The following is a 14,895-nucleotide window of genomic DNA, read 5'->3' as shown; positions in this document are numbered from 1 at the left end:
ACGCTTTTTCGGACTAAACATCGAACCCTGTGGGAGCGGGCTTGCTCGCGAAGACGGTATGTCAGCCACATCGATGTCGCTTGAACTGCCGCTTTCGCGAGCAAGCCCGCTCCCACACGAGGTACTCCGGTGGCGTGGCCTTTCCTTGATTGGCATCAACCCCACCACAACGCCTGCGCGATACCCTCGAATCAACCATTCGCCCCGCCGAAAAAGGGCTGCCATGACTTATCCGCTGTTTCTCACACTGCACCTGTTCGCCGCGCTGATCTTCATCGGCACGGTGTTTTTCGAGGTGTTGTTCCTGGAAAACATCCGCAAGCAGTTGCCCAACAAAGTGATGGCGCTGCTGGAGCAGGGCATCAGCCGGCGTGCCCGGCAGTTGATGCCGTGGGTGTTGCTGGTGTTGTTTGGCGCGGGCATCGCCATGGTCTGGCTGCGTTATCGGCCGGTGCTGGCGGCGCCGCTGCAATCGTCGTTCGGTGTGTTGCTGGGGCTCAAGATCCTGCTCGCCGCCAGCGTATTGGGGCATTTTCTCTGGGCCATGTGGTTGTTTCGAAGCGGTCGCATGAATGCGCGCTACGTCCAGTTCATTCATACCAGCGTGTTCCTGCACATGGTCGCGATCGTGCTGCTGGCCAAGGGCATGTTCTACCTGAGCTGGTAGTCGCTGCGGGACGCTTGATACAGGTCAAGGCGCCCACACGGGATAAGCCCGACACTGTTGCCGTGCGAGCCACTCGGAGATTGTCATGTTCGACCTGTTCCATTCCCCCGGTGACCGTCCCTCCGGGCGACCCCCTGCGGTGGCGGACTTCGATTGTCCGGTCGGTACACGCAAGTTCCACGGCGGCATCGGCTCGCTCGACTTGCTCAGGGGCTTGCGCGCCAGCCGGCAGAAACGCCGTCCGCTGTCGCTGACGGTGCACCTGCCATCGCGCTTGCGGCTGGCCTCCTGCTCGCCCCTGGCCAGCGTGTGCCAGTGCGGCGAAATCGACGGCTACCTGCAACGCCTGACCTACGAACTGGGCCTGGTCGCCTGCCACCTCGGCAGCGGGCGACGGGTCGAGCAGTTTTGCCTGACCGGTGGAACCCCGGTGATTACCCATCTGCAACGGTTGATGAGCGACCTGCGCAAACGCTTCGATTTCTGCGAAAGCGGCGACCACAGCATCGAGGTCGACCTGCACCATACCGACTGGTCGACCATGGGCCTGATCCGCGACCAAGGCTTCACCCATGTCAGCATCGGCGTGCCCGACATCGGTGTCGACAGCGAGCTGTCGGTCGATTGCTACCAGAACCCGGCGCCGATCCATTCGCTGATCGATGCGGCGCGGACCTTTGGTTTTCGCTCCATCAACATTGACCTAGGCTACGGCCACGCTTGGCAGACGCCCCGGAGTTTCGCCCAGAAACTGGCGACCTTGATCGAGTTGGAGCCGGATCGCCTGCACGTTTTCGACTACGCCCGCGCGCCTTATCGCTATCGTTCGAAGAACGCCGGAGGCGCCGGGGCCTTTTGCAGCGAGGCCGACAAAGACGCGATGCGTCGCGCTTGCTGCGAACAGCTGGTCGCGGCGGGTTATCACTACATCGGCCTGGGTCAGTTTGTCCGGGCTGACGACGACCTGGCCGTGGCCCAGGAGCACGGCCGACTGCATCGCAACTGCCAGGGATTTACCCGGCATGGTTGCTGTGACCACGTCGGCCTCGGCTTGGCGGCCATCACCCAGATCGAACAGCTTTATGTGCAGAACACCGATGACCTGCTGCGGTACTGCCAGCAGCTCGACGCCGGGCAGTTGCCGGTGTGTCGTGGTTGGCGCTGCGAGGCGCAGGACCAGATCCGAGCGACCGTCACCGAACAGTTGTCCTGCGACCTGGAGCTGGATATTCCCGCCGTCGAGTCGCGTTTCGGCCTGGTGTTTCGCGAACATTTCGCGGTCATCTGGCCACAGTTGGAGCAGTTGCACGCTCAGGGATTGATCGAGCTGTCGAGCCGTTTCATCGGCATCCTGCCCGCCGGGCGCCTGAGCGTGGACGCGATCTGCAACCTGTTCGACCCCGCACTGGATAACGCAGGCCATAACTCTTTTGAGAAGTTGAACCCTTCATGAACGCTGCCTCCGCTTTCAATCGCGCCCTGGTCGAAAAATACGATCGTCCAGGGCCGCGCTACACGTCGTATCCCACCGCGCCACAGTTTCACCCGGCGTTCGCCATGGACGAATATCGCCAGGCCGCCCAGCGCAGCAACCAGGCCCCGGTGCCCAAGCCGCTGTCGGTGTACATCCACATCCCGTTCTGCCAGAGCCTTTGTTATTACTGCGCCTGCAACAAGATCATCACCCGCAAGACCCACCGCGCCGCCGAGTACCTGACCTACCTCAAGCGCGAAATTGCCTTGCAGGCCAGCTTGTTCGACCGCTCCCGCAAGTTGACCCAACTGCACCTGGGCGGCGGCACACCCACCTACCTGACCCATGAGCAACTGGCTGACCTGATGGACTGCCTGCACCAGTCGTTCGACATGGATGACAGCGACGCCCACGAATTTTCCATCGAAGTCGACCCGCGCACGATCGACGCCGAGCAGGTCCAAGGCTTGCGTCAGTTGGGGTTCAATCGCCTGAGCTTCGGTATCCAGGATTTCGACGCGCAGGTGCAAGCCGCCGTCAATCGCATACAAAGCGAAGCGCAAGTCGCCGAACTGGTGGCGGCCGCGCGGCGGGCACGGTTCAAGTCGGTCAGCGTCGATCTGATCTATGGCCTGCCGTTGCAGACCATCGCCAGTTTCGACGTCACCCTGGACAAGATCATCGCCCTGCGTCCCGACCGGATCGCGGCGTACAGCTACGCGCACCTGCCGCAGCGGGTGAGGGCGCAACGGATGATCCGCCCCGAGGACATGCCGCCACCGGAGCGCAAGCTGGAGTTGCTGGAACTGACCATCAATCGCCTGACCGAGGCCGGCTACGTGTACATCGGCATGGACCACTTCGCGCTGCCGGACGACGAACTGGTGCGCGCCCGTGCCGAGGGTACGTTGCAACGTAATTTCCAGGGCTATTCCACCCACGCCGATTGCGATTTGATCGGCCTGGGCGTGTCCTCGATCGGCAAGGTCGGTGACAGCTACAACCAGAACGTCAAGGAGCTTTCCCAGTATTACGCGCGCCTGGACCAGGGCTTGTTGCCGGTCCAGCGCGGTTACCGCCTGAGCGATGATGACCGCTTGCGCCGCGAAGTGATCAGCGAGCTGATGTGCCACGGCCAGATCGATTTCGGCCGGATCGAGGCCGCACACGGCATTCGTTTTGCCGATTACTTCGGCGAGGCGCTGGATAAGCTTCAGGAACTGGTGGGTGATGGGCTGCTGGACATTCGTGCCGACTCGCTGGTGTTGCTGCCCCAAGGGCAACTGATGATGCGTAACGTGGCGATGGCCTTCGACGCGTACCTGGCGGGGGGACAGACGGTGCAGTATTCGCGTACGGTTTGAAGCCTTGGCTGCAAGTGTGGTGGACTGCTCTTGTGGCGAGGGGATTTATCCCCGCTGGGCTGCGAAGCAGTCCCAAAGCAGCGAGCACTACCTAACAGACATACCGAGGTGTCAGGTTTTAGGGCTGCTTCGCAACCCAGCGGGGATAAATCCCCTCGCCACAGGGGTTCTGTTTTCCGTTCGAACGGTTCAGCGCAGGGCGTTTTTCAGAAACGGTGCCGTACGGCTCTCCTTGCAAGCTGCCACCACCTGCGGCACACCGCTCACCACGACCTTCCCACCCTGCGTCCCAGCCCCCGGGCCGATGTCGATGATCCAGTCGCTCTGCGCCACCACCCGCATGTCATGTTCCACCACGACCACGGTATGGCCTTCGTCCACCAGGCGATTCAGTTGCACCAGCAAACGATCGACGTCCTGGGGATGCAGGCCGTTGGTGGGCTCGTCCAGCACGTACAGCGTCGCGCCCCGGGCCTTGCGTTGCAGTTCCGTCGCCAGCTTGATCCGCTGGGCCTCGCCGCCGGACAGTTCGGTGGCCGGTTGGCCGAGGCGCAGGTAGCCCAGGCCGATGTCCTGCAGCACCTGTAGCGAACGCCGGGCTGCCGCTTGTTCGGCGAAGACTTCCAGGGCTTGGTTCACTGTCAGTTGCAGCACCTGGGCGATGTCCAGGCCTTCCCAACGCACTTCCAGGGTCTGCGGGTTGTAGCGGGCGCCGTGGCAGGTCGGGCAGGGGGCATAGACGCTGGGCATGAACAGCAACTCCACACTGACGAAGCCTTCGCCTTCGCAGGTTTCGCAACGGCCCTTGGCGACGTTGAAGGAAAATCGCCCGGCGTCGTATCCCAAGGCCTGGGCCTGTTCGGTTGCGGCGAAGAGCTTGCGCACGTGGTCGAACAGTCCGGTGTAGGTGGCGAGGTTGGAGCGCGGCGTGCGGCCGATGGGTTTCTGGTCGACCTGGACCAGGCGTTTTATCCCTTCGAGCCCGGCGGTGACTTGGCCACCACTGGCCTGCACCGGTTCGTCTTCCAGGCTTTGTTCTTCGGCCTCGACGGTGGTGCTGGGCTGGCCCAGGTGCGCGCCAACCAGATCCAGCAAGGCCTGGCTGACCAGGCTCGATTTGCCCGAGCCGGAAATGCCGGTTACCGCCGTGAAGCAGCCCAGGGGAAACGCCGCGCTGAGGTTGTCGAGGTTGTTGCGGGTGATGCCTTCCAGGCGCAGCCAATCCTCGGGTTTGCGTGGGGTTCGCGCGGTGACCTGTTCTTCGGCAAACAGGTAGGCGCGGGTCTTGGACTCGGCCACTTGCCCCAGGCCTTCGGGCGGACCGCTGTAGAGAATCTTGCCACCTTGCTCGCCCGCGTCGGGGCCGACATCGATGAGCCAGTCGGCGCGGCGCATGGTGTCCAGGTCGTGCTCGACCACGAACACCGAATTGCCCGCCGCCTTCAGGCGTTGCAGGGCGCCGAAGAGGGCTTCGCTGTCGGCCGGGTGCAAACCGGCGGAGGGTTCGTCCAGCACGTAGATCACGCCGAACAGCTGGGAATTGAGCTGGGTCGCCAGGCGCAGGCGTTGCAGTTCGCCGGAGGACAGTGTCGGCGTGCTGCGCTCCAGGGCCAGGTAGCCGAGGCCGAGGTCGATCAGCGTGACGATGCGTTCGAGCAGTTCGGCGGCAATGCGCTGGGCGGCCAGGCGTTTTTCCAGGGACAGGTTGGGCGTGTGGCGCGCGTCAGGCCCGCCGGCGTGCGGGTTGTCGCCCCTGGCTGCGCGTTGCTCGCGGGCTTCGCGGGTCTGGCGGTGGGTGAGCACATCGCCCGGCTCTTCGGGTTGCTCCAGATAGTCGGGCGCAGCGACGGCCTTGAGCACTTCGGCCAATTCCAGCAACGACAGGTTGGACAACTCGGCGATGTCCAGCCCGGCGAAGGTAACGGTCAGCGCCTCGCGCTTGAGGCGCTTGCCGTCGCAGGCGGGGCAGGGGCTGGCGCGCATGTATTGGGCCACGCGCTTGCGCATCTGCGCGCTTTGCGAATGCATGAAAGTGTGCAGCAGGTAGCGCCGGGCGCCGCTGAAGGTGCCTTGGTAGCTGGGTTCGAGCTTGCGCTTGAGGGCTTCGCGGGTCTGGGCCGGGGTGAGCCCGGCGTACACCGGGACAGTGGGAGTCTCTTCGGTGAAGAGGATCCAGTCGCGTTGTTTCTTCGGCAGGTCGCGCCAGGGAATGTCGACGTCATAGCCAAGGGTCACCAGGATGTCCCGCAGGTTCTGGCCTTGCCACGCCATGGGCCAGGCGGCCACGGCGCGTTCGCGGATGGTCAGCGAAGGGTCGGGCACCATGGTGGCTTCGGTCACTTCGTGGACTCGGCCCAAACCATGGCACGCCGGGCAGGCGCCCTGGGGCGTGTTGGGCGAGAAGTCCTCGGCATAGAGCATCGGCTGGTCCGCCGGGTAACTGCCGGCGCGGGAGTAGAGCATGCGGATCAGGCTCGACAACGTGGTGACGCTGCCCACCGAGGACCGCGCGCTCGGCGTGCCGCGTTGCTGCTGCAAGGCGACGGCCGGCGGCAGGCCTTCGATGCCGTCCACGTCCGGCACGCCCACCTGGTCGATCAGCCGCCGCGCGTAAGGCGCGACCGACTCGAAGTAGCGACGCTGGGCTTCGGCGTAAAGGGTGGAGAAGGCCAGCGAGGATTTGCCGGACCCCGACACGCCGGTGAACACCACCAGGGCATCGCGAGGGATGTCGACATCGACGTTCTTGAGATTGTGCTCGCGGGCGCCACGCACCCGGACGAAACCGGTGCCAGCGGCGGAAGCAGGGGTGAAGCGTGGAGGCATCGGGGATTCCTTGTGAGGGTCGGTGCGTTACGCGCGGTGAGGAGCGGACTGCAGCACAGCGCTGATCATTATGCGACCGGGTTCGACCGTTTGGGTGCGAAAAGAATTCCTGCTGTCTGCGCCGAACCGCTTTCGTGGCGAGGAGTCCCCGCCGCGTCGTTGACGCTGCGCTGTCGCGCAGGGAAACCGGTCTTGTGGCGAGGGGATTTATCCCCGCTGGGCTGCGCAGCGGCCCCAAACCAAACAACTCGGTGTGCCAGTAAGGTCAAAGTCGTTGCTTATGGGGCTGCTGCGCAGCCCAGCGGGGATAAATCCCCTCGCCACAAATGTTTCGATCGGCTTGGAACACAAGACTGCCACAGTTGGCTGTGTAAAACCGCCGCAGCTGGTTTTCCGCCAAGTTGATTTCAATCAAGGGCCGAGGGTAGGGGCGAGCCGCAGAATGGTCGCCAAGATCCTGTCTTCAAGCCCTGGCGCTCATGACCCGTCCCTTAGCGATGCTGCACCCATCCCGTTCCTGGTTTCCCGGGCTGTTCCTTCTACTGCTGATACTTGCCGGCATTGCCCAGGCCAAGGACTACGGTGAAATCGAGCAACAACGCATCCATCACGTCCTGGGCCAGGTCGATTCGACTTCCGAACCCGAAGGCCCTTTCAAGGTTCGCAAGCTCTCCGCCGCCGGCAAGGTCGTAGGCTACGTGTTCCAAAGCCTGGATGTGGTAAACATCCCGGCCTATTCAGGCAAACCGATAAACGTCCAGGTGGTCCTCGATCCCGCCGGTGTGATCCTCGACGCCTACGTGCTGGAACACCACGAACCGATCCTGCTGATCGGCATCGCCGAAGAAAAACTCCACGCCTTCAGCGCACGCTACAGCGGCATCAAGGTCAACCAGCGCGTGGTGGTGGGGCATTCCAGCGACCCGAATGCGGTGACGGTCGATGCGATCGCCGGCGCCACCGTGACGGCCATGGTGGTCAACGAAGTCATCATGCGCGCCGCCCACGACGTCGCCGTGTCCCTGGGCCTGGTCAAGGGCGATGCCGGATTGGCCGTGGCGCCGGCCCGCGTGCGGGACGATTTCTACCAGCCCGCCGATTGGACCACCCTGGTGGGCAACGGCGCGGTGCGGCGCCTGCACCTGACCCGTGGCCAGGTCGACGCCTCGTTCAAAGGCACCGAAGCCGAACACGTCGAAACCGCCAGTGGCGAGCAGGTGAACGACACCTTCATCGACCTCTACGTCACCCACCTCAACCCACCCACCATCGGCCGCAATCTGCTGGGCGAGACGCAGTACCGCACGCTGATGGCCGAGCTCAAGCCAGGCGAGCAGGCGATCGCGGTGATGGGCAGCGGCCGCTATTCGTTCAAGGGCTCGGGCTACGTGCGCGGGGGGATTTTCGACCGGGTGCAATTGCGCCAGTCCGGCGACACCATCAGTTTCCGCGACCTGGATTTCCAACGCCTGGATGACGTCGCTGCCGCCGACATGCCGGACTTCGACGAGATGGCGATCTTCATCATTCGCGCCGCCCACCGTTTCGACCCCGGCGCGCCGTGGAGCCTGGAACTGCTGGTGCGGCGCCAGACCGGGCCGGTCAGCGGTACCTTCAGCAGTTTCGAACTCGGCTACCAACTGCCCGAGCCTTATCTGGAGCGGCCATTGCCGACGGCCGAGCAACTGGCGGCGGCCGAAGAGGCCAGCCGACCGATGTGGCTGACCCTCTGGTACCAGAAAAGCGTCGAGATCAGCGTGCTCGGCGCCGCGTTGCTGGTGCTGACGGCGATCCTGTTTTTCCAGGACTCCCTGGCCCGGCGTCCAACGTTGCTGCATTGGGTGCGTCGCGGTTACCTGGTGTTCACCGTGGTGTTCCTCGGCGGCGTCGCGCTGGCGCAGTTGTCGGTGGTCAACGTACTGACCTTCGTCCACGCGCTGTTCGAAGGTTTCCGCTGGGAACTGTTCCTCACCGATCCGCTGATCTTCATCCTCTGGGTGTTCACCGCCGCCAGCATCCTGCTCTGGGGGCGCGGGGTGTTCTGTGGCTGGCTGTGCCCGTTCGGCGCGTTGCAGGAATTGATCAACGAGCTGGCGCGCAAGCTCAAGGTGCCGCAATACGAACTGCCGTTCGCCGTTCATGAGCGCCTGTGGGCAATCAAGTACATCATTTTGCTGGTGCTGTTCGGCGTCTCGCTGGAGTCGATGGCCACCGCCGAGCGACTGGCCGAAGTGGAGCCGTTCAAGACCGCCATTACCCTCAAGTTCGATCGCCAGTGGTGGTTCGTCGCCTACGCGGCGGGGCTGCTGCTGATCAACCTGTTCACCCGCAAAGTCTATTGCCGCTACGTCTGCCCACTCGGCGCCGCGCTGGCGATGCCAACCCGGCTGCGCCTGTTCGACTGGCTCAAGCGCCGCAAGGAGTGCGGTAACCCGTGCCAACTGTGCGCCAAGGAATGCGAGATCCAGGCGATCCACCCCGACGGCCGGATCAACGCCAACGAATGCCACTACTGCCTCGACTGCCAGATGACCTGGCACAACGAAAACAAATGCCCGCCCTTGATCAACAAGCGCAAGAAACGTGGCAAGGCAAACCCGGCCGACCCGCAACGAATCCCGGTGGTGCAGGTGGAGCCGACGCCTTGAAAGGCGCGCAAGACCTGGCCTCGACCCTTTCATTCTTCACGGAGCACACACAGCATGAGCGATAAAAAAATCCCGACGCCTGACGCAGTGGAAGAGCCCAGGGGCGTCAGCCGGCGGACATTCCTCGGCACTGGCGCGGTCACTGGCGCCGTGTTGGCGGGCGCCACCGCACTGGGGGCCGGTACATTCACCCGCGAATCCTGGGCGGCAGCGGCCAAGGAGGCCAAGTCGAAGATCCACGTCGGCCCCGGCGAGCTCGACGAATACTACGGTTTCTGGAGCGGCGGCCACCAAGGCGAGGTGAGGGTGCTCGGCGTGCCATCGATGCGCGAGCTGATGCGCATCCCGGTGTTCAACGTCGATTCGGCGACCGGCTGGGGCCTGACCAACGAGAGCAAGCACATCCTCGGTGACAGCGCCAAGTACCAGAACGGCGATTGCCATCACCCGCACATCTCCATGACCGACGGCAAGTACGACGGCAAATACCTGTTCATCAACGACAAGGCCAACTCGCGGGTCGCGCGCATTCGCCTCGACATCATGAAGTGCGACAAGATCCTCACCGTGCCCAACGTGCAAGCGATCCACGGCCTGCGCCTGCAAAAGGTGCCGTACACCAAGTACGTGTTCGCCAACGCCGAGTTCGTCATTCCGCACCCCAACGACGGTCACACCTTCGACCTGCAGGACAAGAACAGCTTCACGATGTTCAACGCCATCGATGCCGAGAAAATGGAGATGGCCTTCCAGGTCATCGTCGACGGCAACCTGGACAACTCGGACGCCGACTACACCGGCAAATACGCCGCCAGCACCTGCTATAACTCGGAGAAGGCCTACGACCTGGGCGGCATGATGCGCAACGAGCGCGACTGGGTCGTGGTGTTCAACATCCCGCGCATCGAGGCGGCGATCAAGGCCGGCAAGTTCATCAACCTGGACGGTTCCAAGGTGCCGGTGGTGGACGGCCGTAAAGTCGATGGCAAGGACAGCGAGTTCACCCGCTACATCCCCGTGCCGAAGAACCCCCACGGTCTCAACACTTCGCCTGACGGCAAATACTTCATCGCCAACGGCAAGCTCTCGCCGACCGTCTCGATGATCGCCATCGACCGCCTGGATGACTTGTTCAACGACCGCTACAAAGACCCGCGCGAAGTCATTGTCGCCGAGCCGGAACTTGGCCTGGGGCCGCTGCACACGACCTTCGACGGACGCGGCAATGCCTATACCACGCTGTTCATCGACAGCCAGGTGGTGAAATGGAACATGGACGAGGCCATCCGCGCCTACAAGGGCGAGAAGGTCAATTACATCAAGCAGAAACTCGACGTGCAGTACCAGCCCGGGCACAACCATGCGTCCCTGACCGAAACCAGCGATGCGGACGGCAAGTGGCTGGTGGTGTTGTGCAAATTCTCCAAGGACCGCTTCCTGCCCACCGGGCCGCTGCACCCTGAGAACGACCAACTGATCGACATCTCCGGCGACGAAATGAAACTGGTCCACGACGGCCCGGCCTTCGCCGAGCCCCACGACTGCATCCTCGCGCGGCGCGACCAGATCAAGACCCAGAAGATCTGGAACCGCAACGACCCGTTCTTCGCCGAAACCGTGGCCCGGGCGAAGAAGGACGGCATCAACCTGGAGACTGACAACAAGGTCATCCGCGACGGCAACAAGGTGCGGGTCTACATGACCTCCATGGCGCCGGCCTACGGCCTGACGGAGTTCACCGTCAAGCAGGGCAACGAGGTGACGGTAACGATCACCAACATCGACCAGATCGAGGACGTGTCCCACGGTTTTGTCATGACCAACCACGGCGCGAGCATGGAGATCAGCCCGCAGCAAACCTCTTCCATCACCTTCATGGCCGACAAGCCAGGCCTGCATTGGTACTACTGCAGCTGGTTCTGTCATGCGCTGCACATGGAAATGGTCGGGCGCATGCTGGTTGAAAAAGCCTGAGTCATTCATCGAGGAGGCAGGTGCAATGACCGGGAACATGTCGCATGCAAACGCTCATCGAACGGTCATTGCGCTGATGTTCTGTCTGTTGTCGGGCGGCGCGTCCAGCGCGCCGCAGTCGATCATGGACTTGCCATTGCAGGCCGAGGGCGACCAGCAATGGCGTCTTCCGGCCGGTGAATACCGTGGCTCGTTCAGCATCGATCAAGCCATGACGCTCACGTGTGCGCCGGACGCGGTATTCCAGGGGCAGGGCGAGGGCAACGGCCTGGTGATCCGGGCGCCGAACGTCCAGGTCCAAGGCTGCACCTTCCTGGACTGGGGCCATGACCTGACGGCCATGAACGCCGCCGTGTTCATCCAGCCTGCAGGGCAAGGCGCGGTGGTGCGGGCGAACCGCATGCAGGGCCAGGGCTTCGGCATCTGGGTCGATGGCACGCGGGACGTCAGCCTCATCGACAACCGCATCCAGGGCGACCCGGGCCTGCGCTCCCAGGACCGTGGCAATGGCATTCACCTGTACGCGGTGCATGGCGCGCGGGTCATCGGCAACCAGATCCGCGACACCCGCGACGGCATCTACATCGACACGTCCAACGGCAATCTGCTGCAGGGCAACACCCTGGAGGATTTGCGCTACGGCGTGCATTACATGTTCGCCAACGACAACCAACTGCTGGGCAACATCACCCGGCGCACCCGCACCGGCTACGCGCTGATGCAAAGCCGTCAATTGACGGTGATCGGCAACCGCTCCGAACAGGACCAGAACTACGGGATCCTGATGAACTACATCACCTATTCGACCTTGCGCGACAACTTCGTCACGGACGTGCGCGACGGGTCCACCGGCGACACCATGATCACCGGCGCCGAAGGCAAGGCGCTGTTCATCTACAACTCGCTGTTCAACCGCATCGAAGGCAATCATTTCGAGCGCAGCGCCGTGGGCATCCACCTCACCGCCGGCTCGGAGGACAACTGCATCGCCGGCAATGCCTTCGTCCATAACCAGCGCCAGGTCAAATATGTCGCCACGCGGCTGCAGGAATGGTCGGCGGACGGGCGCGGCAATTACTGGAGCGATTACCTGGGCTGGGACCGCAACAGCGACGGTCTCGGTGATGTTGCCTATGAACCCAACGATAACGTCGACCGGCTGCTGTGGCTGTATCCCCAGGTGCGCTTGCTGATGAACAGCCCGGGCGTCGAACTGCTGCGCTGGGTGCAGCGGGCCTTCCCGGTGATGAAATCCCCAGGCGTGATGGACAGCCACCCGCTGATGCAAGCGCCCATACAATCTCTTCAACGCAACGTTGCCCAGGAGGACGCGTCTTGAACGTCGTCGAAATCGAAGGCGTCAGCCAGCGTTATGGCGACGTCGCCGTGCTGCACGGGCTTGACTTGACCCTGGCCCAGGGCGAAGTGCTCGGGCTGTTCGGGCACAACGGCGCGGGCAAGACCACCACCATGAAGCTGATTCTCGGTTTGCTGCAGGCCAGCTCGGGGCAGGTGCGGGTCTTCGGCCGCGAGCCCAGCGACCCGAATGTGCGGCGGATGCTTGGCTATCTGCCGGAGAACGTCATGTTCTATCCGCAGTTGAGCGGGCTGGAAACCTTGCAGCATTTCGCCCGGCTCAAGGGCGCGGCGCCTACGCAGGTCGAGCGCTTGCTGGAGGAGGTGGGGCTGGCGGGCGCGGCACGACGGCGGGTGCGCACCTATTCCAAAGGCATGCGCCAGCGCCTCGGGCTGGCCCAGGCCTTGCTCGGCCAGCCGCGCCTGCTGCTGTTGGATGAGCCGACCGTGGGCCTGGACCCCATCGCCACCCAGGATCTCTATCAATTGCTTGATCGCCTGCGCTGGCAGGGCACCAGCATCATTCTCTGCTCCCACGTCTTGCCGGGTGTGGAGGCGCACATCAACCGCGCCGCGATCCTCACCCGAGGGCGGCTGCTGGCCCTGGGCAGCCTGGCGCAATTGCGCGAGGACGCGGAGCTGCCGACGCTGATCCGCGCGTCGGGCCTGTCCCGGGCCGACTGGTTGCGCCAGCACTGGCGCAGCGAAGGGCACGTCACCCAGGGCTGGGGCGCCGAAGGCGTGCAGGTGTCCGCGCCGGATGGCAGCAAGTTGGTGTTGCTGCGCCAGTTGCTGGCCCAGGACGACCCGACGGACGTGGAGATCAAGCCTCCCTCGCTGGAAGATTTGTACCGCCACTACATGACCCGCGCGGCGACCGAGGAGGCCGGCCAATGAACCCGATCTGGAACATGGCCCGCAAGGAACTCAGCGACGGCCTGCGCAACCGATGGTTGTTGGCGATCAGCTTGTTGTTCGCGGTTCTGGCGATCGGCATCGCCTGGCTCGGCGCGGCGGCGTCCGGCCAATTGGGCTTCACCTCGGTGCCGGCGACGGTGGCGAGCCTGGCCAGCCTGGCGACGTTCCTGATGCCGTTGATTGCCTTGCTGCTGGCCTATGACGCGATTGTCGGTGAGGACGAAAGCGGCACGTTGCTGCTGTTGCTGACGTATCCGCTGGGCCGCGGGCAGCTGTTGTTGGGCAAGTTTGTCGGCCATGGGCTGATCCTGGCCCTGGCGACCCTGATTGGCTTTGGCTGCGCGATGCTGGCCATTGCCGTGCTGGTGGATGACGTCGAGCTGAGCCTGCTGCTCTGGGCCTTCGGTCGCTTCATGCTGTCCAGCACGCTGCTCGGTTGGGTGTTCCTCGGGTTGGCCTATGTGCTGAGTTGCCTGTCGGCGGAAAAATCCACCGCGGCGGGGCTGGCGCTGGGCGTGTGGTTTTTCTTCGTGCTGGTGTTCGACCTGGCGCTGCTGGCGTTGCTGGTGCTGAGCGAGGGCCGGTTCAGTCCGGAGCTGTTGCCTTGGCTGTTGCTGTTGAACCCGACTGATGTGTATCGACTGATCAATGTGTCGGGGTTCGACGCCGCTTCCAGTGGGGCCGGCGTGTTGACGCTGGGCAGCGATTTGCCGGTTTCAGCGCCGCTGCTGTGGCTGTGCCTGGGGTTGTGGTTGGGGGTGCCGTTGTGGCTGGCCTATCGGTTGTTCAATCGCCGATGCCCATGAGTTTCTGGTCTTGATGAGGAAGGATGTGATGAACAGGGTTTATTTCAAGGTGAGCCGTGTCCTGGCCGGGGTTCTGGTGTGCCTGGCGCTGGTGGCTTGCGACAAGGCTCAATCGCCGCCGGCTGCCCAGGCGGGACTGGCTTTTCATCCAGGGGATGAATGCCATGTGTGTGGCATGGTCATCACCGATTTCCCCGGGCCCAAGGGCGCGGCGGTCGGTGCCGGCGGGACGAAGAAGTTCTGCTCTCCGGCGGAAATGCTTGGCTGGTGGCTGCAACCGGAAAACCACCGCGCCGACGTGAAGCTGTATGTCCACGACATGGGCCGCAGCCATTGGGACGCACCGGACGACGCCCACCTGATCGACGCCCGCACCGCCTACTTCGTGATCGGCTCCGGACTCAAGGGCGCCATGGGCGTGGTCCTGGCCTCCTTCTCCGACCCCGAGGCGGCACAAAAACTCGCCCACGATACCGGCGGCAAGGTCCTGCGTCTGGAGGACATCGACCAGAAGCTGCTGGGGCAGGCCGGAGCGATGTCCTCAATGAGCCACTGACCGTTTTCGGCCTTTTGGGGTTGCTGCGCAACCCAGCGGGGCGGTGCGACGTTTCGCTAAATCCCATCGCCACAGGTATTCCAATCGCTTTGCAGTACACAGGCTGACACCGATCCCGTGGCGAGGGAGCTTGCTCCCTCGCCACGGGGATTGGGTGGCTGGAAGAAAGGGGTATCAACGCAGCCCTTGTGGCGAGGGGATTTATCCCCGCTGGGCTGCGCAGCAGCCCCTGGAACAGTCACCGAGGTGGGTCAGGTTGATTGGGCTTGGCCTTTTTGGGGTCGCTGCGCAACCCAGCGGGGATAA

The 14,895-nt window shown here is 63.5% G+C and carries 10 protein-coding genes; 9 read left to right on the top strand and 1 reads right to left on the bottom strand.

All coding sequences use genetic code 11. The features are described from left to right. Window positions 1-223 precede the first annotated feature (223 nt). The 3 genes from JMN22_RS25605 to hemN all read left to right on the top strand — a co-directional run bounded on the left by JMN22_RS25605 (window position 224) and on the right by hemN (window position 3,505). Window positions 224-667 carry a CopD family copper resistance protein gene (locus JMN22_RS25605; protein ID WP_198797364.1) on the top strand — a complete coding sequence of 148 codons (444 nt, stop codon included), beginning with the start codon at window positions 224-226 and terminating at the stop codon, window positions 665-667. 85 nt (window positions 668-752) lie between these two features. Next, window positions 753-2,120, top strand: a complete 1,368-nt coding sequence (locus JMN22_RS25600; protein WP_198797365.1) for a coproporphyrinogen III oxidase — start codon at window positions 753-755, stop codon at window positions 2,118-2,120. Further along, window positions 2,117-3,505, top strand: coding sequence for an oxygen-independent coproporphyrinogen III oxidase (gene hemN / locus JMN22_RS25595; protein ID WP_198797366.1), 1,389 nt, complete (start codon window positions 2,117-2,119; stop codon window positions 3,503-3,505). The genes JMN22_RS25600 and hemN overlap by 4 nt, the downstream gene beginning before the upstream one ends. A 189-nt stretch (window positions 3,506-3,694) precedes the next feature. On the opposite strand, the gene JMN22_RS25590 is transcribed toward hemN, so the two are convergent. Then, window positions 3,695-6,331 (bottom strand): excinuclease ABC subunit UvrA, encoded by a 2,637-nt coding sequence (locus JMN22_RS25590; protein ID WP_198797367.1) that lies wholly within the window; start codon window positions 6,329-6,331, stop codon window positions 3,695-3,697. A gap of 497 nt (window positions 6,332-6,828) precedes the next feature. On the opposite strand from JMN22_RS25590, the gene nosR reads away from it, so the two are divergent. Genes nosR through JMN22_RS25560 form a run of 6 tightly spaced genes read left to right on the top strand, consistent with a single transcriptional unit; the run spans window position 6,829 to window position 14,589 of the window. Beyond that, complete coding sequence (nosR, locus tag JMN22_RS25585) at window positions 6,829-8,979, top strand: transcriptional regulator NosR (RefSeq protein WP_202335028.1); 2,151 nt, start codon at window positions 6,829-6,831, stop codon at window positions 8,977-8,979. A gap of 54 nt (window positions 8,980-9,033) precedes the next feature. Continuing rightward, window positions 9,034-10,953, top strand: a complete 1,920-nt coding sequence (gene nosZ / locus JMN22_RS25580) for a TAT-dependent nitrous-oxide reductase (protein WP_030138792.1) — start codon at window positions 9,034-9,036, stop codon at window positions 10,951-10,953. 25 nt (window positions 10,954-10,978) lie between these two features. Further along, entirely contained in the window at window positions 10,979-12,292 is a 1,314-nt protein-coding gene (locus tag JMN22_RS25575) for a nitrous oxide reductase family maturation protein NosD (RefSeq protein ID WP_202335018.1), read from the top strand. Beyond that, window positions 12,289-13,206 (top strand): ABC transporter ATP-binding protein, encoded by a 918-nt coding sequence (locus tag JMN22_RS25570; protein ID WP_202335019.1) that lies wholly within the window; start codon window positions 12,289-12,291, stop codon window positions 13,204-13,206. Before JMN22_RS25575 ends, JMN22_RS25570 begins: the two co-directional genes overlap by 4 nt. Further along, window positions 13,203-14,033: an ABC transporter permease gene (locus tag JMN22_RS25565; RefSeq protein ID WP_030138795.1), complete on the top strand. Its 831-nt coding sequence runs from the start codon at window positions 13,203-13,205 to the stop codon at window positions 14,031-14,033. Before JMN22_RS25570 ends, JMN22_RS25565 begins: the two co-directional genes overlap by 4 nt. A 28-nt stretch (window positions 14,034-14,061) precedes the next feature. Beyond that, complete coding sequence (locus tag JMN22_RS25560; RefSeq protein ID WP_202335020.1) at window positions 14,062-14,589, top strand: nitrous oxide reductase accessory protein NosL; 528 nt, start codon at window positions 14,062-14,064, stop codon at window positions 14,587-14,589. Window positions 14,590-14,895 lie beyond the last annotated feature (306 nt).

The sequence above is a fragment of the Pseudomonas sp. HB05 genome (assembly GCF_016756915.1).
Lineage (GTDB): Bacteria > Pseudomonadota > Gammaproteobacteria > Pseudomonadales > Pseudomonadaceae > Aquipseudomonas > Aquipseudomonas alvandae.
This window is presented reverse-complemented; position numbering and strand designations above follow the sequence as displayed.